General features: G+C 66.7%; 23 protein-coding genes and 2 pseudogenes. 1 reads left to right on the top strand and 24 read right to left on the bottom strand.

The features are described 5' to 3' along the window. Positions 1–340 precede the first annotated feature (340 nt). Both ACIRA5_RS00240 and ACIRA5_RS00235 read right to left on the bottom strand, forming a co-directional pair. Complete coding sequence (locus ACIRA5_RS00240) at positions 341–1,024, bottom strand: hypothetical protein (RefSeq protein WP_403685861.1); 684 nt, start codon at positions 1,022–1,024, stop codon at positions 341–343. A gap of 23 nt (positions 1,025–1,047) precedes the next feature. Then, positions 1,048–1,221: a hypothetical protein gene (locus ACIRA5_RS00235; RefSeq protein ID WP_403685859.1), complete on the bottom strand. Its 174-nt coding sequence runs from the start codon at positions 1,219–1,221 to the stop codon at positions 1,048–1,050. Between the two features lie 179 nt (positions 1,222–1,400). Here ACIRA5_RS00235 and ACIRA5_RS00230 point away from each other — a divergent pair, with 179 nt between their 5' ends. Beyond that, positions 1,401–1,553: a hypothetical protein gene (locus ACIRA5_RS00230; protein WP_403685857.1), complete on the top strand. Its 153-nt coding sequence runs from the start codon at positions 1,401–1,403 to the stop codon at positions 1,551–1,553. 128 nt (positions 1,554–1,681) lie between these two features. On the opposite strand, the pseudogene ACIRA5_RS00225 reads toward ACIRA5_RS00230, so the two are convergent. From ACIRA5_RS00225 to ACIRA5_RS00120, 22 genes and pseudogenes are all read right to left on the bottom strand, one after another. Further along, positions 1,682–1,897: pseudogene (locus tag ACIRA5_RS00225) on the bottom strand (helix-turn-helix transcriptional regulator); the annotation flags it as partial. A gap of 834 nt (positions 1,898–2,731) precedes the next feature. Further along, positions 2,732–3,661, bottom strand: coding sequence for a hypothetical protein (locus tag ACIRA5_RS00220; protein WP_403685855.1), 930 nt, complete (start codon positions 3,659–3,661; stop codon positions 2,732–2,734). Further along, on the bottom strand, positions 3,658–3,996 hold the full coding sequence (locus ACIRA5_RS00215) for a hypothetical protein (RefSeq protein WP_403685853.1): 339 nt from the start codon (positions 3,994–3,996) through the stop codon (positions 3,658–3,660). The genes ACIRA5_RS00220 and ACIRA5_RS00215 overlap by 4 nt, the downstream gene beginning before the upstream one ends. A 288-nt stretch (positions 3,997–4,284) precedes the next feature. After that, positions 4,285–4,506, bottom strand: a complete 222-nt coding sequence (locus tag ACIRA5_RS00210; protein WP_403687165.1) for an HNH endonuclease — start codon at positions 4,504–4,506, stop codon at positions 4,285–4,287. A 145-nt stretch (positions 4,507–4,651) separates the two neighbouring features. Further along, positions 4,652–4,822, bottom strand: a complete 171-nt coding sequence (locus ACIRA5_RS00205; RefSeq protein WP_403685852.1) for a hypothetical protein — start codon at positions 4,820–4,822, stop codon at positions 4,652–4,654. A 96-nt stretch (positions 4,823–4,918) separates the two neighbouring features. Continuing rightward, positions 4,919–6,001, bottom strand: coding sequence for an AAA family ATPase (locus ACIRA5_RS00200; protein WP_403685850.1), 1,083 nt, complete (start codon positions 5,999–6,001; stop codon positions 4,919–4,921). 227 nt (positions 6,002–6,228) lie between these two features. After that, complete coding sequence (locus ACIRA5_RS00195; protein ID WP_403685848.1) at positions 6,229–7,449, bottom strand: PH domain-containing protein; 1,221 nt, start codon at positions 7,447–7,449, stop codon at positions 6,229–6,231. 56 nt (positions 7,450–7,505) lie between these two features. Then, positions 7,506–8,024 (bottom strand): PH domain-containing protein, encoded by a 519-nt coding sequence (locus ACIRA5_RS00190; RefSeq protein WP_403685847.1) that lies wholly within the window; start codon positions 8,022–8,024, stop codon positions 7,506–7,508. Positions 8,025–8,080: 56 nt separating this feature from the next. Continuing rightward, positions 8,081–8,320 (bottom strand): hypothetical protein, encoded by a 240-nt coding sequence (locus tag ACIRA5_RS00185; RefSeq protein WP_403685846.1) that lies wholly within the window; start codon positions 8,318–8,320, stop codon positions 8,081–8,083. 353 nt (positions 8,321–8,673) lie between these two features. Beyond that, the gene (locus ACIRA5_RS00180) at positions 8,674–9,057 is read right to left on the bottom strand and encodes a hypothetical protein (protein ID WP_403685844.1); all 384 of its coding nucleotides are present in this window, start codon (positions 9,055–9,057) and stop codon (positions 8,674–8,676) included. 4 nt (positions 9,058–9,061) lie between these two features. Next, entirely contained in the window at positions 9,062–9,307 is a 246-nt protein-coding gene (locus tag ACIRA5_RS00175; protein ID WP_403685843.1) for a hypothetical protein, read from the bottom strand. A gap of 214 nt (positions 9,308–9,521) precedes the next feature. After that, a pseudogene (locus ACIRA5_RS00170) lies at positions 9,522–9,638 on the bottom strand (VWA domain-containing protein); the annotation flags it as partial. Between the two features lie 102 nt (positions 9,639–9,740). Beyond that, positions 9,741–10,154 (bottom strand): SsgA family sporulation/cell division regulator, encoded by a 414-nt coding sequence (locus tag ACIRA5_RS00165; protein ID WP_403685842.1) that lies wholly within the window; start codon positions 10,152–10,154, stop codon positions 9,741–9,743. An 82-nt stretch (positions 10,155–10,236) separates the two neighbouring features. Further along, on the bottom strand, positions 10,237–10,422 hold the full coding sequence (locus ACIRA5_RS00160) for a hypothetical protein (protein WP_403685841.1): 186 nt from the start codon (positions 10,420–10,422) through the stop codon (positions 10,237–10,239). 122 nt (positions 10,423–10,544) lie between these two features. After that, positions 10,545–13,343, bottom strand: a complete 2,799-nt coding sequence (locus ACIRA5_RS00155) for a UvrD-helicase domain-containing protein (protein ID WP_403685840.1) — start codon at positions 13,341–13,343, stop codon at positions 10,545–10,547. Positions 13,344–13,968: 625 nt separating this feature from the next. After that, positions 13,969–14,712, bottom strand: coding sequence for a hypothetical protein (locus ACIRA5_RS00150; RefSeq protein ID WP_403685839.1), 744 nt, complete (start codon positions 14,710–14,712; stop codon positions 13,969–13,971). Beyond that, positions 14,709–14,918: a hypothetical protein gene (locus ACIRA5_RS00145; protein ID WP_403685838.1), complete on the bottom strand. Its 210-nt coding sequence runs from the start codon at positions 14,916–14,918 to the stop codon at positions 14,709–14,711. The genes ACIRA5_RS00150 and ACIRA5_RS00145 overlap by 4 nt, the downstream gene beginning before the upstream one ends. Beyond that, complete coding sequence (locus ACIRA5_RS00140) at positions 14,915–15,322, bottom strand: hypothetical protein (protein ID WP_403685837.1); 408 nt, start codon at positions 15,320–15,322, stop codon at positions 14,915–14,917. Before ACIRA5_RS00140 ends, ACIRA5_RS00145 begins: the two co-directional genes overlap by 4 nt. A gap of 106 nt (positions 15,323–15,428) precedes the next feature. Beyond that, the gene (locus ACIRA5_RS00135) at positions 15,429–17,336 is read right to left on the bottom strand and encodes an AAA family ATPase (protein WP_403685836.1); all 1,908 of its coding nucleotides are present in this window, start codon (positions 17,334–17,336) and stop codon (positions 15,429–15,431) included. A gap of 176 nt (positions 17,337–17,512) precedes the next feature. Then, complete coding sequence (locus ACIRA5_RS00130; RefSeq protein WP_403685835.1) at positions 17,513–19,198, bottom strand: hypothetical protein; 1,686 nt, start codon at positions 19,196–19,198, stop codon at positions 17,513–17,515. Positions 19,199–19,307: 109 nt separating this feature from the next. Further along, on the bottom strand, positions 19,308–20,549 hold the full coding sequence (locus ACIRA5_RS00125; protein WP_403685833.1) for an AAA family ATPase: 1,242 nt from the start codon (positions 20,547–20,549) through the stop codon (positions 19,308–19,310). Between the two features lie 339 nt (positions 20,550–20,888). Continuing rightward, positions 20,889–21,947 (bottom strand): hypothetical protein, encoded by a 1,059-nt coding sequence (locus ACIRA5_RS00120; RefSeq protein WP_403685832.1) that lies wholly within the window; start codon positions 21,945–21,947, stop codon positions 20,889–20,891. Positions 21,948–21,984 lie beyond the last annotated feature (37 nt).

Genomic DNA, 21,984 nt, shown 5'->3' with positions numbered 1-21,984 from the left:
GCGTTCATGGCTGGTGTCCCTCCGTGTCGAGGCTGGTGCTTCAGTCGGCTCCCGGAGCAAAGCCGGGGAACTCGCGCACGACGGAGACCAGGAGCGGCACGAGGGTGTCGAACGGGCCAGCTGCGTGCTGTGTTCCGTGCGGGGAGGCACTGTGGAAGAGCGCCCAGGGTCCTTCGGCAGGGTTCCGGACTCGCCGCACTTGGGGCACGCCCAGGTCCAGCCGACGACGGGAGCGTGGACGATCTGGCGGTCCTGGATGATCCAGTCGGAGCGGTCGGCCAGGCTGTGCTCGTCGGAGGCGACGAAGTCGGCGTCGAACAGCTCGTCGGGCACGGTGAGTTCAGGCATCGGTGGGCTCCTCTCGGCTGGTAGTGGCCCCCGGCAGCGCCGGGGCATCGAATGACGAGGCTTCGATGGAGGGCTCGGTACCCGTCAGCCGGACGACCTCCAGGACGTGGGCCTCGATGTCGGCGCGGGCCTGGGCGACGACCTGCTCGCCGGCCTCCACGAGTGAGTCGACGGTGAACTGGGCGTTGCTGCCCGCAACGGCGACGGCGTTCTCCAGTGCGTTGAGTGCTTCCTTGGTGGCCCTCACGCCCTTCTTCTCGTGGATCGCCTCGTGCAGTGCCGCCGTGGCGGCCTTGACGCGGGCGTACATCCGGTCGGTGACCTCGCGAACCTCTCGCAGGCTTTCGGCCGTACGAGGCTGATGAGGGATCTCGCGCACGAAAGGGTCGTGCTCGGAACGCCGGATGGTCACCGGCACGCCGCTGCCGAGCCCCATGGAAGACACGAGCGAGCCCCACTGGGCGAGGCTCATCTCGATCTCCACGAGCTCTCGGCCCGGATGGACCCAGTCGTGGTTGAGGTCGCGCTTGCGCGTGGCCTCGTGGACGGAGAGTGAGATGGTCTCGTTGTGGAGCAGGTCGGACTGGAACAGCGAACGGCCTGATCCATGACTGCGCGTCACGACCGCGACGCCGAAGGCGGGGTGGATCTCATCGCCCTGCGCTGCGTCAATCACTGGGGCCTGGACAGGACGGCGGCTCATGACTGCACCGCCTCGGTCGTCGGGTGGCTGATCCGCCGTCGCGGACGGCCGAGCGCGCGGAAGCCGCGCACCAGGAAGCCGAAGACGCGGCTGCTGAGGCGCGTGGACTCCGGTAGGGCAGCCTGCTGAGCCTGGTAGGCCTGGGCGTAGGGGTTGGTCGGTTTGGTCATGGCGGGTGTACTGCGCTTTCTCTGACGTGCGGGGGCGATGTTGCGGATATGGGGCGAGCACAACGGCATGACGAAGCCGGGGCCTCCGTTGAACGGAGACCCCGGCTTGTCGTACGGGGGGGGGGCAGCTGACCGGCACGCTGGGCTTCTCCTGGCCCAAGAGCGTGGCGAGGACGGCGTTGACCACTTCCTCCGCGGGGGTGTTGAGCGGCATCTCGCGCTCGTACCCGTGGCCCCCGGAGAAGTCCTGGAACTCCGCGGTGTCGGTGAGCGTGGTCGCCTCGATGGGATACGAGCCGTCCGGGAGCCAGACGTTCACAGTGGCGCTGTGAAACTGACAGCCGCCGCATCATGCCCGCCAGCGCAGCAGCTGGGGTACTCGTCGTCGCGTCGCCGGATTTCGACGAGGTGGACCGGGCGCCCGGTGCTGTCTGCGGGCGCCAGGTGCGGGAGAGGGGCGTCAACGGTCGTCGTCCAGGGGTTCCAGGACGTCGGCCGCCGTGATGTCGCCCCGAATGAGCAGGAGGGCGACCGCGTGGGCCCGGTCGTGAGCGCCGATCTTCTTGAAGAGGCGGCGCGCGTGGGTCTTGACCGTGTCCTCAGAGATGAACAGCTCCAGGCCGATGGCCGCGTTGGACAGGCCGCGCGCCATCCGGACGCCGACCTGCTTTTCGCGCTCGGAGAGGGGGGCTTTCAGGCTGGGGACCGTGAGGCACTGGTCGCGCAGGCGGCCGAGCCTGCCGCGGCGGAAAGCCGCCTCCAAGTGAGGCTTGACGGTTTCCAGGAAGGTTGCGACGACGCTGCGCTTCGTCAGCCACCCTTCCCGCGTCCGGTCGGCGGCGTCGCCCAGGTCGTGGATCAGCTCCTCGTACCGCGTACGGGGACGCGTCTTGGTGGTTGGAGTTGAGGACATGTCAGCGCTCCTTGCGCTTACGGATCTTCGAGAATTGCCGGCCGCGCGGAGCATCGGGTCGGCCAGGGCTTGGGCCGTCACGGGGCGGCAGTTGGGACACGGGCGCGTCGTCTGGTGGGTGACGGGCTGGCCGTCCCGGGTACGGGGTCGGCCGTCGGCGCCCCGCTCGGGCTCCTGCTCGTCGGAGTCGATCCAGCCCGCCACCCACGGAGGCTCGTGCGTGCACCTGCACTCGGCCCACGGGCACGGGGCCCAGCCAGCCGAAGTGGTGCTCTGCGGGCGGCGGGGCCGCTGGAGGCCGGGGCCGCGGACGTAGTCGGGGACGTCGCTCACCACAGCACCTCGTCCACTCCGCGGTCGTTGACCGAGGTGCCGGGGTCGTCGACTGTGCGCGGCTGCCGCTCGAACGTCGGCGGCGCTTCCAACTGCCGCACGCGCGGCTCGCACACGCCACCACCGTGCCGCCGCTGCGGCTCGCCGGATTACTACACAGCCGGACTGTGCCGCCGCTGCCACAAAGGTGCACCACCACTCCCCGACTCGTGCCAGCGATGCGACGCCTGGGGCCTGTTCAAGTCAAGGGCCGCTGCTCCCACCTCAGTTCACCTCCTGCTGCTTCGCCGCCTGTTCCTCGATCTGCTGTGCGGCCTTGATGGCGTTGGCGATCCACCAGCGGTGGTTTCCGGCCTGGATGGTCTGGTCGGTGGGGATGTCGTGCTTGCGGGCGATGTCCCACAAGCCTTGGTCGCTGGGGCAGTCGATGGGGTTGTGCTGGTGGTCGGGGTCGGTGTTCTCGCAGTTCCAGCCGATGATGACGGCGTAGAGGAGGGCGTCCAGCTTGTCGTGGGCCCAGTCGCGGGAGTCGAGGGTGATGCGGGTGCGGAGGGCTTCGAGGGCGGTCTTGGCGCCGAGGAGGGCGGGCACGGCGATCGTGTAGGCGACCATGCAGGCGCGGGCGACGTCGCGGTATTCCTGGTAGGCGTCCTCGGCGTTCCACAGCCGGTCGTACAGCTCGGTGAGGGTGGCGTCGGTGTGCTCGGCGAGCGGGATGCGGTGTTCGGAGTCGGTGACCGGGGGTGCTGCGGGCAGGGCGCCGGTGACCTCGAGGAGGTGCTGCTCCCACAGGGCGCGGAGGACGGGGTGGTGGCGTTGCGGAGGTGTGATCCATTCGCAGGCGCAGGTGATTCCCCATCGCCCGTTGGGGAGCTTGAGACGGTTCGGGAGGTGCTTGGTGACGACGGGGGCGTGGTCGGGGCAGATGTCGCCGTGTCCCGGGCCGCGGGTGACCTTCCGCCAGCCTGCGCTGGACCAGGACGGCCGGGACGCGGGTTCGCCAGCGAGGCTGGCGCGGGCGTCGTGCTGGCGGATGCAGCCGGGGAACAGGCAGGTGTGCAGGACGGGCTGGTTGAGGAGCGCCTCGTGGATGGCCTCGTCGACGACGGCCTCGGGTGTGGTGCCGCAGTTCGCTGCTTCGGCCTTGCTGATCAGGTCCAGGAGGCGCTCTCGGACCTCCCTCTTCGGACTCACGTGGTGGGCTCCTTGTTCTGGAGGGCGGGCGTGCAGGTGGGGTGCTGGAGTGGGGCCTCACCGATCGCGAACGGGTAGTCGTAGGAGCCGGACAGCGGCCGCCAGCTCTCCCCGCGGGCCTGGCAGGTCTTGCACTGCCAGTACTCGCCGGCCGCGTCGTGGTGAAGGTCGAACCGGTCGTAGAAGGAGGTGAGTTCGGCTTCGCGGCGGGTGTAGATGGTGGAGCGGTGTCGGTACTCGTCGTAGGTGCCGCTGCGGGCGTCGGGGCGTCGATGTGGTCGTTCCAGCCGGGCAGGTAGTCGGGGTGGTTGTGGTAGAGGCGGGCGAGGCTGCACATGGTGTAGCAGGGGACGCCACCTTCGGAGGGGCGGCTGGTCCTCCTTGGAAGTTGAGGAGCATTTGCTCCGCTCCGGTTCCGGCTGCCGTGCTGAACGTACGGCTGGGGTCGATCGGGCTGTATTCCAGGCGAATCTGGATGGGTACGGCCAGATGGCCATTCGCTCGCCGACAATGCTGCAGCTGCTGAAGCCGGGCGGGGACTCCCGTCTGCGGGTGTATCTCCGAGCCGACCAGTCCTTGTGCCGGACAACCTGGCACGCTGGTCCTGATGCGTGTCGGGGTGGTCAGTACTTCTTGCGCCGGCGCGCGAGACGCCAGCGGTAGAGGGGGCTCGGCACGCGGTTGGACTTCTGCCGGTTGTGCCGACGGCAGAGCAACTGGCCGTTCCACAGTTCAGTCGGCCCGCCACGGCTCCAGGGGTGTATGTGATCGGCCTCGGTCCCCGGTGCCGGGCACCGGAACCAGAGGGGCGGCTTGTGCTCGCACCGACCGTTGGCCTGCCGGATGAGCTGCTGCTTCTGGGACCAGCTGAAAAGCCGGATGGGGTCCCCCAGCGCCGCTTACGGCCAACGCCGATGGCCAGGCACAGGATGCCGAGCGCAGCGACGGCCAGGCAGGCGAGCAGCACAGTCGGATCTGGCTGCATGGCGCTCAGTGCAGGTCGTTGCCGAAGGAGATCAGCTCACGCCTGGTCGCCCAGAACAGGTCCTCGGAGTCGATGACCGTGACGAGACGGGCCTTGCCGAGGCAAAGGTTGGCCCTTCGGGGCTCACGATGCTCTGCGCCGGGGTCGGGCTCGGAGACGATGCGGTACTTGGGCATGGTCGAAGGCTGCTTTCTGTACAGGAACGCGTGAGCCGGACAGCGAACCGCCGAGGAGACCGGAGTGGCTCCTCGGCGGTTCGGATGGGGGCGTCCTCAGAAGTCGATGGAGTACTTCGGGGGACGGCGCAGGATCACCGCGGCGGCACGCAGGTCCTTCTCGTCGTCGGGCGACTTGTCGTCCTTGTCACGGAGGTCGGTGAGTGTGAAGGCACCATCCGGGAGCTGGTAGCCGTCCTCGGACGGGACGGCGTCGCGCATGCGGAACTGCAGCCCGGTGCCGGCGTCCCAGTCGTTGATGGTCTGCAGGCTGTCGCTGTTGAACAGATCGACACGACCGTCGAAAACGTCGGTGTCGCCGTTCTTCCAGGTGATGTGGGCCTCGATCCGCGAGCCGGCGTGCTCGCTGCGCTTGATGTTCAGGTCACCGATCACCTCAGCGAACGACTCGCCCAGGCGCAGCTCGAAGGCGATCGCCCGCAGGTGGTCGAAGTTGATGTCGTACTTCCGGGAGAAGTCGACGATCTCGGCGACCTGCTTCTCGGTCACTCCGGGCACCTGGTCGCGCAGGTAGGTGGCCACCGTCTCGGGCTCGGGGTAGGCGAAGCGCATGTGGTAGTGGAAGCGGCCGGGGCGGTTGAGCATGTAGTCGTTGACGCGGTGCAGCTCGTTGACCGACAGGACATAGAGGCGCTTCGTCGTGCTCAGCCCGTCGAACAGGCTCAGGAACTGGTTCTGCGACTCGTCGTCCTCGTTGGAGAAGATTTTCTCGAACTCGTCGAAGACGACGACGACTTCGCCCAGCTCGTCGAGGAAGGCGGCGAGCCCCGGCATGTCGTGCTGTACGAGCACGGTGGGCAGGTGGTGTTCCTTGCGCATCCGCTCGGCGAGCAGGCGGAGCATGAGGCTCTTACCCATGCCCTTGTCGCCGGAGAGGATGACGCCGAGCGAGCGGTCCATGGCGGAGTAGCCGGTGACGATCCGCTGTACACGGGAGGCGTGGCTGCCGTAGACGGTCTCCTCGGCGGATGCCAGCGGCTCCGTCTGGCGCAGGCTGTAGCCAGCCACCTGGGAGAAGGAGATCGTGTAGGTGGCCACGGGCAGATCGGCGAAGGTCTGCACGGAGTCCCCGTAGAGGCGGAACTCCCCGCTGGAAGCGACGATCGTGGATGCGGGCATGAAGGCTTCTCGCTTTCGCAGGAGTTGAGTGGGTGAAGATGGCGGCGGGGCAGCGGCACTCAGCGGATCGGAAGCCCGCTGTTGTCGGGGGTAACGGCGGCGCACCCCTGCTGGCCGCTTCGACGAGCCGCGCGGTGCTCGATGCGGTCAACCACCCTGCAGGCCGCGCGCTGTGACCATTCGGTACGTATCGGCCCGCGAACGGTGCGCCGCTTTCCCTTACCCGCTCAGCGCGCCGCTCGGCGGGCGATCGGGACGCCAGCCAGAGCGGTTCGAACGGCAGAACTGCGTACGGTGCGGGCGATCTGCGTGGCCTCTTCCGTGTTCCGGTTGATCGCCCTCACGTGCGATCCGCCGGGAAGTTCCAGGGTTACGTGGGCGACGTTGTGGAGCCGCTGCCAGGGCCCCTGGGTGATGTGGACACCCAGTACCCGGGTGATCCTGGCAAGGGTGACGGTCTGCTTCAGGAACAGCCCTCGCCAGCCGGCCGCGAAGTCCTGCGTGGAGCTGACGGCGCAGCCGCGCCACCACAGAGTGCACCAGCGGGCCCGTGGGGCAACCCGCACCGGGTTGTCCAGCAGCTTCAGTACCTCGGGCCCGTAGATGCGTACGAGCATCTTCTCGGCCTGGGCCCGGGTGGTCACCGGGACAAGGAGAAGATCCTTGTGGCCCACGATGCCGCCGGTGACCTTCACCCAGTTCCGTGAGCGCCAGAGCAAGGGCTGGTGCACGGTGATCGAGGAGATCCGGTCACGCTGCCAGGTGTACTGCCTCTTGTTGAACAGCCCGCTTTCGGTTCGGTAGCCCGCCTCTACCTCTCGGACGATCCACCCGTGGTACTGCGGGAATCGCTTGCCGGTGGCGCGCCAGGCCGACCGCAGCCAGGGCAGGGCCAGACCGAGCGTGAGGGCGTGCCCGGAGGTGATGAAGGGGATGAAGCTCGTGGCTCCGCCGACGCAGAGACCGATGATCACCTCGGCGTCCAGCAGGATCGAGAGCGCCAGATCCGTGGCGCTGACCCGGGCGACGACACCCTCGTCGCTCCGCTTCGCCGACGAGGCTCCGGTCCGGACCACCACTGCGTCCAACAGCCGGTTTGCGGCACGCGACCCCAGGTAGGCCAGCTTCGTCGGACCATTCGCCGTGCTGAACGTCATGGCCCGGACGCCGATGGGGCGGCCGAACAGCGGATGCTCGATGTCCACGGTACGGATCTGGCTGAGCTGGATGCGACGCTGCACCTGCCACACCAGGCCGCAGCGGTAGTCCAGGTGATCGGCAGTCAGAGTGAAGGCCGTGTTGCGCCAGGAGGCGAACACGAGCGCGATGAAGACCGTCGTCATGACGGCCGCCAGGGCTCCGGGCCCCCAGAGTCCGTACTCGTCCGCGACCTTGGCAAAGATGTCACGGTGGTCAAAGACGAACCATCCGATGACACTGATTGGCACCCACGCCCTGCGTACGGCCGTGATCGGGTGCAGGCGGCCAGACTCGATCACATCGCTCACAGCTCGACCGCCCTGTGCCGGGTGAGTTCCATCAGTTCACTGCGCAGCCGGGCGCTTTCGTCGGTGGTGACGGGGCCGATGCTGGAGTGCTCGTGCACTCCGATGGAGATGCTGACGTGTGCCAGTCCGAGGCGGCGGGCCCAGAAGCCGGAGGAGACCTCGACCAGTTGGATGCGGCCGTAGGGGAAACCCTCCAGGGAGCGTTCCAGCAGACCGTGCCGCACCTGAACTTCCTCCTCGTCGAGGCGGTAGCCGGTGAACTGCCACCGCGTCTGAAGCCGGGACCAAGACCATGCGGCTTGCAGTGGGAAGACGGCCGTCGTCAGGGCCCAGAGTGGATTCCAGCCGAGCCACCAGGGCATGAGCAAGCCGAGGAAGGTCGCGACGATGGCGGTGAGGATGACCGCCGAGGTGACGATCTTGATCCGCCACAGGGTGATGACCTTGCGCGGCAGCTTGGTGAATTCGACGTCGTCCGGCTGGAAAAGCCCGTCCTGATAGAGGTGATCGGTCACGAGGACCTTCTTCTCCCTTCCTGGCTTTATGGACCGCCTGAGGCGCACCTGGCGCGTCACGACGGATTCTCCGTCTCGCTCGGAAGCTGCGGGTGCGGAACGCCGCTGTTCTTGCCAGCCCAGTCATGGTTGCGTTCGGCGCCGCACCAGCAATGGTCGAAGCTGCCGATCGGGTGGCCGGGGAAGCCGACGCCTCCGCCGCCCTCATCGGCCTGGCGACGCCAGCCGGACGGGCGCCACGCGGCGAACTTGCCGGCCACGGCACGGATGGTTCGCTCCCGCTTGGGGAACGGCATGATGGACAACCTCCAGTTCAGGCTGAGCAGTTCAGGGCCTTGGCCTCGATGGCTTGCAGCCCGGCTGCTCAGATTCGGCGTCGTCGTTGATGTCGCGGTCAGGAGTGCCGCTGGTGTCTGCGAAGTCGCCGGTCGGGGCGCAGGTGGCGGGTGCGGCCTTCGGCGTGGTGAGCATTGCCGTCGGGAGTCGCTCCCGCCGGAGCTGGGCAGGCCACTCGCGCCGGGGCCAGGTGGCAACCGGGGCCCGGCGCAAGTGCGGTAAGTAGGCGTGAGCCTGGCGCGGTCCGGGTGGTCTCGGTGGCATGCTGCGCGAGCGTGGAGGCTGCTCACGGGTTCAGCGGCAGCCGGTCTGGCTAGTCGCTCCAGTCAGCCGGGCGCTGTGCGAAGTACGTGATGACCGGACCCGCGTCGTCGAAGGTCACGGTGACGCTCGTGTCGTCGCTGTCGATGTAGACCGGCTGCTCCGCGTACGCGCTGCGGATGTCTTTCTCAGAAAGGGGATCCGCGGTTTGCTGATCGGCCTGACTGACGCCGAAAACGCCATTCACACGGACATACAGGTACGCCACAACAGCTCCAAGGTCGGACGCGGAAAAAGTTCGGGGGACCAGGCCGGTAACCAATGCCGGGGCCGTGGGGCAGGACGAGCCGAGTGCTCGCAGGTGACGGCGGACGAGCGCTGACCTCCTCTCGATGTTCAGCGCGTGTGTACCCGCCGGGCGCAGCGTGCCGCGCACTGGGTCAGAAGATCTCGCCGATCACGTCAAAGATGTACTGCGCGATGACGGCCGCAGTGCCTGACGGCAGGAGCCTGGTGTCGGTGTCCCCGTACTGCGTGTACGCCTTGTCGATGTTGCGGATGCGGAGCACGCCCTCCACCTCCTCGTCGGGCGCGATGGTGAAGTACACGGGGTCGGCGTTGTTCAGGAGGACCGTATTGGGGGCGGTGCCGGGCTCGGCACCCCACTGGTCGCCCAGCAGTTCCACCGCGGCGCGCGCGACGTCGTACGCAAAGTTCTGCTGCTCGGGCGGCGTCCCCGGGGAACACGGGGTACTGGGGGTACCCCAGGGAGTTGTGCAGCTCGGCGATGCGGCCCTGGGGGGGCGCCGAGTGCGACGTCGACGAAGCTCTGGGAGCGGCGGAACAGGCCGCCTCGCGCGAGCGTGTGCATTCCGCCGGAGAAGAAGCCGTGCCGACCAGGACCTTGCCGTCGTCGTCGAGGTGTGCCGACAGGCTGAGGATCCGGTCGCTCAACCGCTGGACGGTGCCGTCGGTGAAGTAGTGCTTCATCAAGTAGGAGCGGTCGATCACGAGGTAGACGGTGGCGCGGTCGCCAAGGCCGTCGCCTTTGCGGAGGCTGCTGCGCGCCGCTCCTGTGACATGGCGGCGCGGATCTTCTTGCGCGGGGCGGTGCTTGGCTCAGTCGGTCAGAAGCTCGTCGAGGAAGCTGTCGATGTCGACGGATTCAGACTCCCGGCCTGCGGGGACGACCTCGAAGGTCTTGGCGAGCCATGCCTTGACGGAAGCTGCCGGTCCTTCAAGGCGGGCGCATCCGTCGGGGGATTCCAGTTCGATGCTGAGGCAGCGGCTCTGGTGAGGGCCGATCGGAATGATCTTCACGTCGCCGATGCCAGCGGGTGCGGTGAGGCCCTGGGCGAGCAGTTCCCGGGCGAACGTCCACTGGACCACCTTGTCGGGCGTGACGTCAAAGGAGAACTGCACCGCGTAGGGGTCGGTGTCCTTGTAGTACAGCCGCACGGGGACGAAGACGCTCAGGTCCGGGCCGGCCACGAGCGTCATGCGGATCTTCAGTTCCAGGCTGGGAAAGTCCATGGGTGGATTCCTGTTCTTCGGCGGGAAGGCGTGGTGGCGGCGGGAGGCAAGGCCCGGCGCTGCTCAAACACCGCCGTCCCGCCTAGGTCTCTGTGCGGGAAGGGGACATGACGGGTGCGGCTTGCTGCGCCTGGCGTTCTGCCAGGGCGGTGACGGCGAAGAGGACCTCGCCGTGGATGGTCCATTGGTCGAGGTAGTGCCAGGCTTCGGCGTGGCTCTCGGAGAGCGGTCCGTCGTACGCCTTCGTGCCGGGTGCCCTGTGTGCCAAACACGGTCATGGTGTGACCTTGGGGGCTGGGTCATTCAGGGGTGTGACGTGTGGAAGACCGCAAGGGCAGGTGCCTCTCTTCGAGAACACCCGCCCCTGCGGCATCGGGTGGCGGCGGTTGGTCAGACGGCCGCGGTGATCGCAGAGCGATCGTCGGTGTTGCCGGGAGCAGCGCTGCCGTTGTCGTCCAGGAGGTCCGGATCGATGCCGAGGGCGCGAGCGGCGTTCCTCTTGTCGCGCTCGGTCAGAGCCGTCACGATCTGCTCGTAACTGCTCTGGATCGGCGGGTTCTTCACGGTGCCGTAGCCGAGTACGTACTGGCTCTTCATGGCACGAGTGAAGGCGACGTAGAACATCCGCTTGACGTCCTGGGTCATCTTCGTGTCCTCCCTGTAGAGGACGACAGCGTTGTCGAATTCGAGACCCTTGGCACCGTGGATCGTCGAAACGACCAGGTCGGCCTTGGACTCGAGGTTCTTCCGCTTGCGCTCCTGGTTCTTCTGCTTGTTGATGTTCAGCTTCTGCTGGTTCCGCCGAATCTCGAAGGAGAGCAGGTTGTCGCGCAGCCGATCGAAGAACGCCACGTGCGTGAGCGTGCCCTGGTGGCAGAGCGTGACCCAGCCGTTGATGGTCGCGCTGTTCTCGATCCACCACTCGGAGATCGTGCGCAGGATCGCTTTCTCAACGCTGGCGTTGGCAGCGTTCTTCGTCAGCTTGTCCATGTTGTCCTTGATCCCCTGGGAGACCACGAACGCGGCGTTGGCCGGCGGTGCCTGCAGGACGTCGTTCCAGAAGAGCTTGATGTACTTCGAGAAGATGTCCGTGGCGTAGACCCGATCGCTGACCAGAGAGGCGACGTGGCGGGCCGGGTAGCGCTTTTCGAGCACATCCTGGATCAAGGACACCTCGCGGCGTGAGTAGGCCAGGAAGGCCACCTGCTCGCCCCGGTCCAGGCACTTGTCCACGTAGTCGGGGATGACCGTGTTGCGCACGATCGCCTGCAGGTCCTGGGTGACGAACCCGGTGAGTCTGGCCACCTCGCGGTACTCCAGGGTGACCTTCTCCTGGAACGAGTCGACCGTGGGCATGGCGAGCGAGTTCGCCTGCAGCTGGATGTTGGCGAACTGGTTGGTCTCCAGTCCGCCGAGCACGACGTTCGCGAAGTCCAGGATCTCCTGGTTGCTCCGGTAGTTCGTCGTGAGCTTGAAGGTCGCGAAGACCCCTGAGCCCTCAAGTGTGTTGAGCGCGCGCGGGTTCGCCGAGCGGAACTCGTACAGCGTCTGCGAGGCATCGCCGACGATGAACAGGGACTGAGCGTGCTTGGTGATGTACTTCAGCACGTAGATGAACTCGAACACGCTGTTGTCCTGCACCTCGTCGATGATGAGGTACTGCGACTGCACGTGGGCCGGCTCGGCCATGTCGTCGATCTTCTGGTAGCAGATGATGATCTGCAGCTCCAGCGACGTCTGCTCGATACGGTCGAGCAGGGCGATCACCTCGTCGAAGTGGCTCTCGACGAAGGTGTTCAGGGCCGTGAACGCGCCGGTCCTGTTCTGGTCGACCTCCAGCAAGCGGTGGCGGAACGTCGCCGCGAACTGGCTGTTCGGGTAGAAGATGTCGATCGAGTTGATGATCGTGTCGATCGCCGAGACCTTGTGCCTCGGGTGGTTCATCGAGTAGATGTCAATGATCATCTTGGCGATCGTCATCGAGCCGACGTCCGGGTTCTTCTCCGTGATGTTGTCGGCAGCGGCGTTGGTGAACGAGAGCACCGTGATGTCCGAGGCGGGGACGCCGCAGGCTTCGAGATACTTGATCCGTTCGAGGATCACGGTCGACTTGCCGGTGCCGGCTCCCGCCTGCGTCATCACCAGCGGCTCGTGCGTGGTGAGCGCGTCGAGCTGTTGCTTGGACAGGTAGGGCGGCAGATTCGCAGGCGTGGCCGGCTGCGCAGGCACGATCAACTGAGGCTTCATCTGCTCCAGATGGTCGAGCGTGTGGTTCATCAGCAGGCTGAGGTTCTGCTTCGACAGCTTCGTGGCGATCCGGTCGGAGAAGGTCGCATCCACCTGATTGTGGATCTGGCGGTAGGCCTCCAGCGGGACGTTGTAGTTCTCCAGGTAGCGCAGCTGGACGGCGAGCATGTTCAGCTGCTGCTCCGTCGGGCCCGCGGGCATGTCCTGGATGTAGCGGCAGACCTCGTCGGCTATCGCCTCGGAGTCCCAGATCTGGGCCAGGCGCGTGATGCGCTCGTAGATCGAGTACTGGCGCATCCACTCGTCGAACTCATCGCCGAGGTTGGAGGCCGTCAGGCCGGCGGATGTGAGCACGTCCTGGACGTAGTCACGGGCGTTCTCCAGGGGGCTGGTGTCCCACTGCAGGAAGACGGCGGCGTCGTGGTTGCCGTAGCCGGCCGAGCGCGAGACGGCGGTCGCATACTCCGGCTCGAGCAGCCCCTTCTTGAAGAAGTACAGCTCCATCCGGTACTGGATGACAAGGTCGCGCGTGGACTTGCCGCCGGACTTGTCCTCGTAGAACACGAGCGCCTGCGGGGTCATGTCGAAGACGACGTCCCAGTCGTCGAACTGGCTGGACGAAGTGTCCACAGCGAAGCGGTCGTCGGCGTGCGGGCTCGGCAGGGTGAAGGACCCGCCTGCGTTCAGGGCACGGCGCATGATCGGCGCGAGCGGGATCGACGTCGTGGTGATGTCGTGCTGCGTCGAGCTCTGCTTGACCTCGATATCGGCGGCCATGGCGTAGGCGGTGTTGGTGGCAGTGTTGATCGGCAGCAGGGACTCGTTGAGCAGGCCGATCTTCTTGCCGTTGCCGGTGAGCTTCGAGGAGAAGAACTTCGGGTCGACGGCCTTCTGAGCAACGGCATTGGCCGAGAGATCGAGGTCATCAAGCACGACAGGCATGTCGTTGCCTTTCTTCAGTGGATCGAGAGGCGGATTGAGACAAAGCCCGAATTACGCCGCACGGCAATTCCAACAAGAAGTGAATAGTCAGTCGAATACTCGAAGGCGAGCGAAATGCGCAGCGACGGGGCTGGGTCATGGGCGCAGGTACGAACAGGGCGGGGCTCTCGTCAGCCGACGAGCCCCGCCCGTGTTCCTCTCAACCCACCCGTCAGGGGCCGTTAGGCCCCTGAGTCCGGGGTTTGTGGCGAAGCCACACCCCGGACACCGCGCGCTACCCAGGCGCGCGGTCGTTCATCAGCGGCAGCTCACCTCACTTCGAGGTCGAGTCCGAGCGCCGGCCGGAACCATCGACGGCAGCATCGCTGGCATCGAGATCCGGGGGACCCATGTGTGTAGCTACACACAAGCCCGTTCGTGGAGAAACATGCGACCGCCCCGACTGGTCGACGCCGGGGCGGTGCGGGGCGGGTTACGGTCAGCGGGTGTCCGTGGCCGGCGTGCCGTAGCCCTCGTGGTGGTGGTCGGTCTGGCACGCCTGGCACCGGGTCTCGGCCGTCCGGCTGCGGTGTGCGGTCGGCCGAGGGTGAGGGGCACGGACCGGGTCGAGCGGCCCGTGCCGGGGTCAGCTGGCGTCGACGACGGGCTTGCCGGTGATGTCGACTGCCGGGCCGCGGGAGATCAGTTCGACCAGGTCGTGGGGCGACTTGGTGAAGACGAAGTAGCCCGGGTGCTCGCCGTCCGGCGGGACGGTGTGGAGCCGCAGGTAGTTGCCGGCGTGCAGGTACGCGACCCGGTAGATCAGGCGGTCGGTGTCGAACAGGTTGATGCGGCACCCGGAGCGCAGCGTGCGGGCGGCGACGGGCCCGTGGTCGACATCGGCCGGCTTCGCCTTGGTGGGCGCCGGGAGGACGGTGTGCGTCAGCCGGATCTCCACCGCCCGGACCGTGACGCCGGGGGCGGCGAGGGCCTGCACGTCAGCGACGTACGCGTCGACCTCGTCCCGGCCGGACATCGCCGAGGAGACGATGCTGCCGTGCCACTGCCCGTCATCCGTGCCCCATTGGATGGCGTACGACCGGTCGTCACGCAGGCTCTCCGGGCAGCCGCAGTCCTCGACAGCGCGCACCCAGAACAGGTACGCGTCGATGCGGTGCTCGCCGACGATCTCGGCGTCGGGGATGGTGGCGAGCTTTACGAGGCAGTCGTCGAACTCGCTGCGGTCCTCGGCGTCCTTGGCCGTGTTCTCGATGTCGGCCTCAAGCCACGCGCGGGCGCCGTCGAGGTCGCCGAGGCATTCGATCCGGTACTCGGAGTCGAGGCCGATCACGTTCATACCGACGTGATAGCGCGTGCGGTTGGTGGTCATCTCGGGTTCTCCTGGGCGCGTTCGGTGAGCACTCGGCACGAGGTGCAGCCGCAGGGGCATCGGCCCTCGCTCTTGGCGAGGCGCAACAGGGCGCGGTCGGCGTTGCGGGCGAGGGGGCCGGGGTTGCGTCGGCATGCCCACAGGCCGAGGGGCACGCCGGACGCGACGACCAGGGCGAGGACGATCGCCCACGCTGCGCCCGTCACTGGGCGTGCTGGCCGTCGAGGGTGAGCGCGTGGTCGTCGAGCAGCCTCCGCGTGTGCTGCATGCCGGTCAGCAGGCCGCGCGTGTTGCGGTTCACGCCGTGTTCGTCGCGGTACGCGTTGGTGTCGCGGCGGGCGAGGGCGGACAGCTCGCGCGTGTGCGCGGCAAGTAGGACGCGGGCGGCGGCGAGGGCCGGCTCGGGGGTGCGCTCGGTATCGTCGAGCAGCACGTCGCGCAGCGTCATCACGGTCGGGTGCTGCGCGCCCTCGTTGAACGCGAGGGCCGACCGAACGTCGTCGATCCAATCCGTCGTCGGCTGCTCCTCGGCCGTGCCCACGGTGGCGACGTGGTCGGGCAGGGCGTCGAGACCGGCGGGGCGCAGAGGTTCGGGGAGCATGGTGGACACGGCTGTCCCCCCTTCTGATCAATGAGGGCGTGGGGGTGAGGTACGCCGAGCGCTCCTGTTCCAGATGTTCCGGAACAGGAGCGCTCGGCGCGATGTGGACGGCTGCTCAGCCGTCCGACGGGGATGCCGAGGCTGTGCCGCCGGTGGGGGCAGCGAGCAGGTAGTCCTCGATCCAGGTACGGACCGCCTTGCGCGCCGGTCGCGCACCCTGGGAGTCCACGTAGGTGGTCTCTTCGATGGCGCGCAGTTCGTCGTCGGGCATCGACGCGGGCAGCGCCTGGGCCAGCCGCGGCTTGGCCTCGACGATCCGCTCACGCTGCCGCTCGTAGTCGGCTGCCATGATCTGCCGGTAGGTCTGCCGGTCGATGGGGTTGAACCCCACGACCAGTGAGAACCGGCCCAGCAGCTCGGCGTCGAAGAACTGCCCCAGTGTCCTGTTGAGGCTCTGGTTCGAGATGGTCTTCGGGTTGTTGCCGAAGCCGATCATCTTGCCGTCGAGCGAATCACGGGCGGCGTTGGTCGTGCAGATGACCAGGGCCTTGGAGAAGTCCAGCATCTTGCCATGGGCGTTGCGGATGTAGCCTTCGTCGAACGCCGAGAGGAACAGGCGCTGCACGGCCTTGTCAGCCTTCTCGAACTCGTCGAGCAGGATCACCCGGTGGGGGTTGGACTCCAGCGTGTCGAACGGGAGCTCCTGGTTGGAGTCCGATCCGACGTAGCCGGGAGGTGAGCCGATGATCTTCGACGTCGACCATTCGCTGTGGAATTCGGTCATGTTGAGGATGATCGGCTCGGTGCCGGTTGTCTCCTCAGCGATGATCTTGACTGCCTCGGTCTTACCCACGCCCGAGGCCCCTGCGAAGAGCCACGTCGTGGGCGTCTTCGTCGGGAACAGGTCGAGCTCTTCGCGGGCCAGACGGTCCGTGAGCCTGGCGAGCACCTCGTCCTGGCCCTGCAGGCGGCTGGTGAGCGTGGCGCTCAGCGCGGCGACGTCGAGGTCCTTGCGCTGGGCGTTTCCGGTCATCAGGCGCTTGGCCACATCGAGCACACGGGTGTTCGTCAGCGGCACCTGCGGGATGGACCGCAAGGTCTGCGCGAGTGCCGTGTCGCCGTCGTTCTCGGCCTGGACGATGAGCTTCTTCTGCTCCAGGACCCGGTCAGCCATCGCGCGGTCGAGCAGGGTGATGGCGTTGTCCGGCCGGTGCTGGCCGGCCCGGGAGTTTGCTTCGGCGATCTGCACCACCGAGGCCAGGACGTCGTCGGAGACCCCGATCTGGTGACGATAGTGCGCCATCAGGCCGGGCCGGACCTTGGTCATCACGGCCAGCGTCTGTTCCACGCTCAGCTCGTCGACGATGAGCCGGGTGAAGCGGCGGGCGAAGGCCGGGTCCTCGTCGAAGGCCCGAGACTCGGTGCTGGTGGTCGCGCCGATGACGGACATGTGGCCGCGGGCTAGGGCCGGCTTGAGGATTTGCGAGATCTTGCGGCCGACGGCGTCGCCATGGCTGCCGGACCCTCCGGTGATCTGGTGGATCTCGTCCATGAACAGGATGGCCTTGTTCTTGGGATCCGAGGCGAACTCGACGATCGCCTTGACCTTCTCCTCCAACGAGCCGACGACGCCGGTCCCGGCGATGATGTTGGTGATGGGCAGCTCGTAGATCGTGTGGTCCTTGAGCTGGTCCGGGATGAGGGTGTCACCGAGCGCGATGCGCCGTGCGATGTCCTCGACGATCTTCGTCTTGCCGACGCCGGCGGAACCGACCAGCAGAGCGTTGGGCTTGGTCTTGCTGATGACGACCGAGAGGACCTGCCCGATGAGCGTGTCACGGAACATGGTCGGATCGGCGTTCTTGAACTTCTCGTTGTAGTCGACGAGGAGCTCCTTGACGTCGTCGGCGCTGCCACCGCTGGACGGCAGTCCCACGGGCGGGAACTGCGGAGGGAAGCTGCCGCCACCGCCGTTGCCCTTGTCGTCGTCGGAGCCGCCGGGTGTGAAGTTGCTGAGACCCACCGGGTCCTCCTTCGGTGCGGGTCGCTCGGCGTGGTGGCGCGCTGGATGGATGCGCCACGGTGTACCGAGCAGGGATACGGATGGGTGAGAGGGAAAGTCAGGGGTCGCCAAGAGCGGTGCCGGCCAGGGGAGTTGGTTGCACGGCACCGCTCTTGGCGGTTCTTGGGGCAGCAGGGTCAGACGACCATGCCGAGGAGCCTCTGCCGGATGCTCGGATCGATGTGCTGCATCGAGTCGGCGTAGCGTTTTGCCAGGTCGACCATGGACGACCAGTCCATGGCGGAGCACGGTGCGTAGTACAGGTTCTTCGGGTGGTCCTGACGCGTGGACGGCGGCAGCCAGTCGAAGTCGGTGACCATGAGCGAGAGCCTGCGCTGGCGCACGCGGCTGGCGTTGATGTACTGCCAGATCTGCGTGTACTCCGTTCCGCCCGACACCTTCGGGATCCTGCGGAACTCCTTCCAGATCTGAGCCGTCGACTTGTTCTCCGTGCGCAGCATCACCTCCTGGGACAGGAAGTGGCTGAACGAGTTGAAGTAAAGGTTGATGTTGAGCTTCTGGGCGATCCGGATGAGCATCATGACCGCCTCCTGATAGTTCTCCTCGGAGATCGAACCGGAGGTGTCGATGTAGATGTGCAGGTCGGGCATGTACTGCACCGAGGTGATCCGGCCGGGCTTGTTGAAGTCGTCCGGGTTCCGGCGGTTGGCCTTGAGGAAGGTCGCCTTCGTCGTGCGGAAGATGTTCTGCGACTTGTTGACCTTGCCCATCCGGCGCAGCACACGGGTGATGTCCTTGAGCAGGTCGAGCTTGCTCGGTGGCTGCTTGCGGAACGCCACCTGGGCGCTACGGCTGCCAGGCTGGCCCGGTTGCTGCTTGGCTCCCAGGGCGGCGGCCCGGGCGGCGGCCCGTGGCAGCGATGTGAGCTTGGACAGCGACGTGTTCGAGACGACCTTCACCGGCGAAGCCAGCGACTGGTTAATGAGGTTCCACTCCCCCGTGATCTTCGCCGCGGTGGCCCGGGCATGGGCCTCGACGTTGACCAGGACGAGGGAGCGCGGGCAGAACAGCTCCCCGATCGTGAACGGCAGGACGCCGGTGCCCAGGGCGGTGTTCTGCTGGCTGGCCTGGGCCCGCTGCTGCTCGACGTAGTTCATGAGCATGTGCACGAGCACGCGGGCGAAGGAGTGCTCATCGTTGGCGTCAGAGTCGTCCTTGCGCACCAGCAGCGACTCGGCGAGCCCCTGCAGGGACAGGGCCGTGAAGTCGTTGAGCAACTTGGTGGTGGCCGGCGGCAACGCACTGGCCATCGTCTGTGTCTGCTGGGACAGCCAGATCTTGAAGTCGTCGAAGGCGGCGGAGGACTGGAACCAGAACCCGAGGATGTCGGGGTGGAAGGTGTAGGCGATCGAGGCGAAGAAGGCGCTCTCGTCGCCGGTCCCCGCCAGCAGAGCCTTCGCGGCCGGGAGGACATCAGCCTGCGCGGTGTAGAGCACCCGCGGGGAGGGCGCGGGCATCTTGTTCTGCTGCCCGGCCTGGACGGCGAAGAGCTCGGCGACCGGCAGCGGTGTGCCCTGGTCGAAGTTGATCAGGGTCTGCCCGAGCAGCTCCTTGACGGTCTGCTCGCTGGCCACGTTCAGCGTTTCGCCGAGGCAGCTCAGGACCAGATCCGGAATGTCCCCCGTCAGGTCAGCGCCCTGGGCGTCGGTGATGCTCGCCGGGGCGTTGGGATTCAACGGCTCCAGCAGCGGGTCGATGAGGGTCTGCCGGATCGCCGGCATCGGGTCGTAATCACCGGTGCACGAGATGGTGTGCAGTGCGTCGAGTACGGCCGGCTTCTGGTTCGTGACGGTGATCGTCATGGGTCGTGGTCTCCTTCTGAGGACAAGGCAGCGGCAGAACGCCGCCGGTGGTGGGGAGTTGCAGCAAGGGCTGCACCGCAGCAGTCCCCCACCACCAGTGAGCGAGCGATCAGAGGAAGGCCGAGAGGACCGGCTTGGCCTGGTTGACGATCGGAGCGTCGATCTCCATGAAGGCCTCCAGGTTCTGGCGGTCGATCTGCTGGCTGGTCACCATCTCGATGAGCGTGCGGGTGTGCTCCGGCTCGATCTGGGTGATGGCCTGGGCCAGCTGCTCGATGAGGCGCGCGTTGTCCTTGCTCTCCTTGAGCGCGTACAGCAGCGACCCGGACTTTTCGTTGTCGGTCAGCGTCGCGATGACCGCGGCCATGTCGGTCATGGTCGCTGCGGCCTTCAGGCTCTGGTAGCAGTTCGGCTTCGGGACGTTCACCCGGTTCTGCTGCACGCTGCCGGCGTTGCTCGCCAGGTCCTGGGCGATGGTGGCCACGAGCTGCGTGGTGAACATGGTGTCCCCGACGTAGGCCTCGATGGCCTCGTTCAACAGCGAGGTCTCGCGGTCGCCGATCTGGATCGGGGTGGCCAGGTACTGCGCCAGCTGCTGCGGTTCGGCCGCGTTGAGCCACTTCGACAGGTTGTCGATGGTGCGCGGCGTGGTGAGCTGGTTCATCTCCTCGCCGCCGTCGAACAGATCGGCCATCGTGACGTTGCCGTTGTCGTCGTCGTCCTGGCCGTCGGCGACGATGGCCTCGGGCGTCGACTTCTGGAAGATGAGCCCGGGGTACTGCGTGAGCACCGTCTTCACCCAGGGGTTCATGTTGTCGCCGAGGACGGACATGAGGGTGGCGGCGTCGGGCTCGACGTGGAAGATCGCGAAGCGGGACAGACTTGCCTCGTCGAGCGAGGTGACGTTGCCCCTGTCGTTGCCGGCCACGACGATGCGGACGTTCTTGGGCAGCTCGACGTACCCCATGCGGCGCAGCGTGACCAGGGTCAGCGCGCCGGAGGTGACGTCGGAGGTGGTGCGGTTGATCTCGTCGAGGAAGAGGATCGGCCACTCACGCGGGTTCTTCTCGGCGTAGTCGATGCACTCCTGGATCACCTGGTGCGGGTAGAAGACCTGCTTATAGCTCTGCGTGCCGTCGTCCTTGGTGTACAGCACCAGGCGTGCACCGGTGAGGTCAGCCTTGTCGGCGAGCTGGTTGCACGGCAGCGTGAAAGCCTGCGTGCCCATGGCGTAGGCCAGGTCCTCGACGAAGCTGGACTTGCCGATGCCGGGTTCGCCCATGAGAGCGGGCGTCGCGCCGACCTCAAGCGACTGCTTGATGAGGGTCGTCAGGGTGTCATTGAACTTCATATCGATGTCTTTTCTGTGCGTGGGCGAGGAAGAGAGAAAAAGACAAGAGATGTCGGAGGACGGCGCTGCTGCTCTCGGCGTCGCCGAGGCTGCATAGGCCGTGAATGGTCCTGTGGCGCGGGCCACGCCGTCGGAGCCTGGCGGAGACCTGCACACCCGCCATTGGTGGCGATGGAGCCCCGCTGCACATCGCCACCCGATCGCGCTCCGCGCGATCCAGCCCTGTCCCCTACCTGTGCTCGGCCCTGCCACAGCACCCGCCACCCACTCCATCCGCTGTCGGAGGCAGCAGATGAACCAGGAGCAGAAGCAGCAGCAGGAACAGGCACAGAGCGTCAGTCAGTTGGTCGACGAGAAACGGGCCTCGCGGTCGGCCACGAGCGCAGCCGCCCGGTCGAGGAGGAAGGGCCGGCCGTTGCGCCGCTCGCTGTGCTTGGGGCGCGCAGGGATGACATCGACCGCAGCCTTGTAGAGCAACCACGCGGTGTCGCCCGTCGAGTACTCGACGCCGAGGGCGCTGTACGCGCGCAGTTGCGTCCGCATCCAGCCGTAGAGCGAGGCGAGAACCGAGAACTCCCAGCGGGACATGTCGTGGTTGAAGTCGCCGGGATTCCGGAGCTGATGGCGTGCACTGGCCAGGGTCTGCTCGACAATCGCCTGTGAGTACGGGATGTCGGGCATGTCCTCGGCGGTGTCGACAGCAGATGCTGAAGCACCGGAGCTCTCGCTGGCGTTCACGGCCATCTGCGCGTAGAGCTCCTCGATGGAGGCGAAGGTCGGCGCGTCTGTTGCTGCGTTGACGTGAGCGACGATGCGATCGGGCACCGGTTGGCGGGTGAAGGTCGACCAGTGGTCCAAGAGCAGCTCGTACCAGCCGTGTTCCTCACGCAGGACGCGCTTGCCGGCAGCCACGGGGAAGTCGTGGAAGTTCTTCGGCAGCAGCATGACGAGATGGAAGCCCCGGCCGGACATCGACAGCTCCGAGTAAAGGATGCCGGGCAGCCGCAGCAGGTCTGCGGCCACACCTGGCGGGCAGTCGGCCTCGATGTCGAGGACGAGCAGCCCGTCAGTCTGGGCCTGGAGGTAGAAGGCGGTGTTCGCGGCGTTCGGTATCGCCGCGGTGAGTTCGTCGAGGGTGAGCAGGCAGGTCTCGTCCAGGGCGAAGGCTCCGCGTAGTGGGCCGGTGTGCTTGCAGCTGGACGTGCAGCCGGCGAGCAGGTGCCGTACGTCGATCGGGGCCTTGTGCTTCGGCGGCTCGGCGGGATCGTCGGGGGGCTTTTCCCCGATCTGCCCAGAGATGGTCCACCGACAGGCACTGGCGAGAGTGCGGATCGCGGGGTTGCCGTAGAACTGCGGGAACCTGGCATGGGGGTCGGCTGGAGTCATCGTGGGACGCACGCTTTCGATCGGAGGCGTCAGGAGGGGAAGAGAAAGA

This window comes from Streptomyces sp. NPDC096311, assembly GCF_044763085.1.
In the GTDB taxonomy this organism is placed as follows: Bacteria; Actinomycetota; Actinomycetes; order Streptomycetales; family Streptomycetaceae; genus Streptomyces.
Note: the sequence above shows the minus strand (reverse complement) of the source record. Positions and strands in the feature narration are given on the sequence as shown.

What these genes read in the sequence shown, in the direction of transcription:
- ACIRA5_RS00235 (WP_403685859.1), bottom strand. Translation starts at nt 1,221, where the DNA reads ATGACCAAACCGACCAACCCCTACGCCCAGGCCTACCAGGCTCAGCAG.
- ACIRA5_RS00205 (WP_403685852.1), bottom strand. Translation starts at nt 4,822, where the DNA reads ATGCCCAAGTACCGCATCGTCTCCGAGCCCGACCCCGGCGCAGAGCAT.
- ACIRA5_RS00200 (WP_403685850.1), bottom strand. Translation starts at nt 6,001, where the DNA reads ATGCCCGCATCCACGATCGTCGCTTCCAGCGGGGAGTTCCGCCTCTAC.
- ACIRA5_RS00185 (WP_403685846.1), bottom strand. Translation starts at nt 8,320, where the DNA reads ATGCCGTTCCCCAAGCGGGAGCGAACCATCCGTGCCGTGGCCGGCAAG.
- ACIRA5_RS00165 (WP_403685842.1), bottom strand. Translation starts at nt 10,154, where the DNA reads ATGGACTTTCCCAGCCTGGAACTGAAGATCCGCATGACGCTCGTGGCC.
- ACIRA5_RS00155 (WP_403685840.1), bottom strand. Translation starts at nt 13,343, where the DNA reads ATGCCTGTCGTGCTTGATGACCTCGATCTCTCGGCCAATGCCGTTGCT.
- ACIRA5_RS00150 (WP_403685839.1), bottom strand. Translation starts at nt 14,712, where the DNA reads ATGACCACCAACCGCACGCGCTATCACGTCGGTATGAACGTGATCGGC.
- ACIRA5_RS00130 (WP_403685835.1), bottom strand. Translation starts at nt 19,198, where the DNA reads ATGACGATCACCGTCACGAACCAGAAGCCGGCCGTACTCGACGCACTG.
- ACIRA5_RS00125 (WP_403685833.1), bottom strand. Translation starts at nt 20,549, where the DNA reads ATGAAGTTCAATGACACCCTGACGACCCTCATCAAGCAGTCGCTTGAG.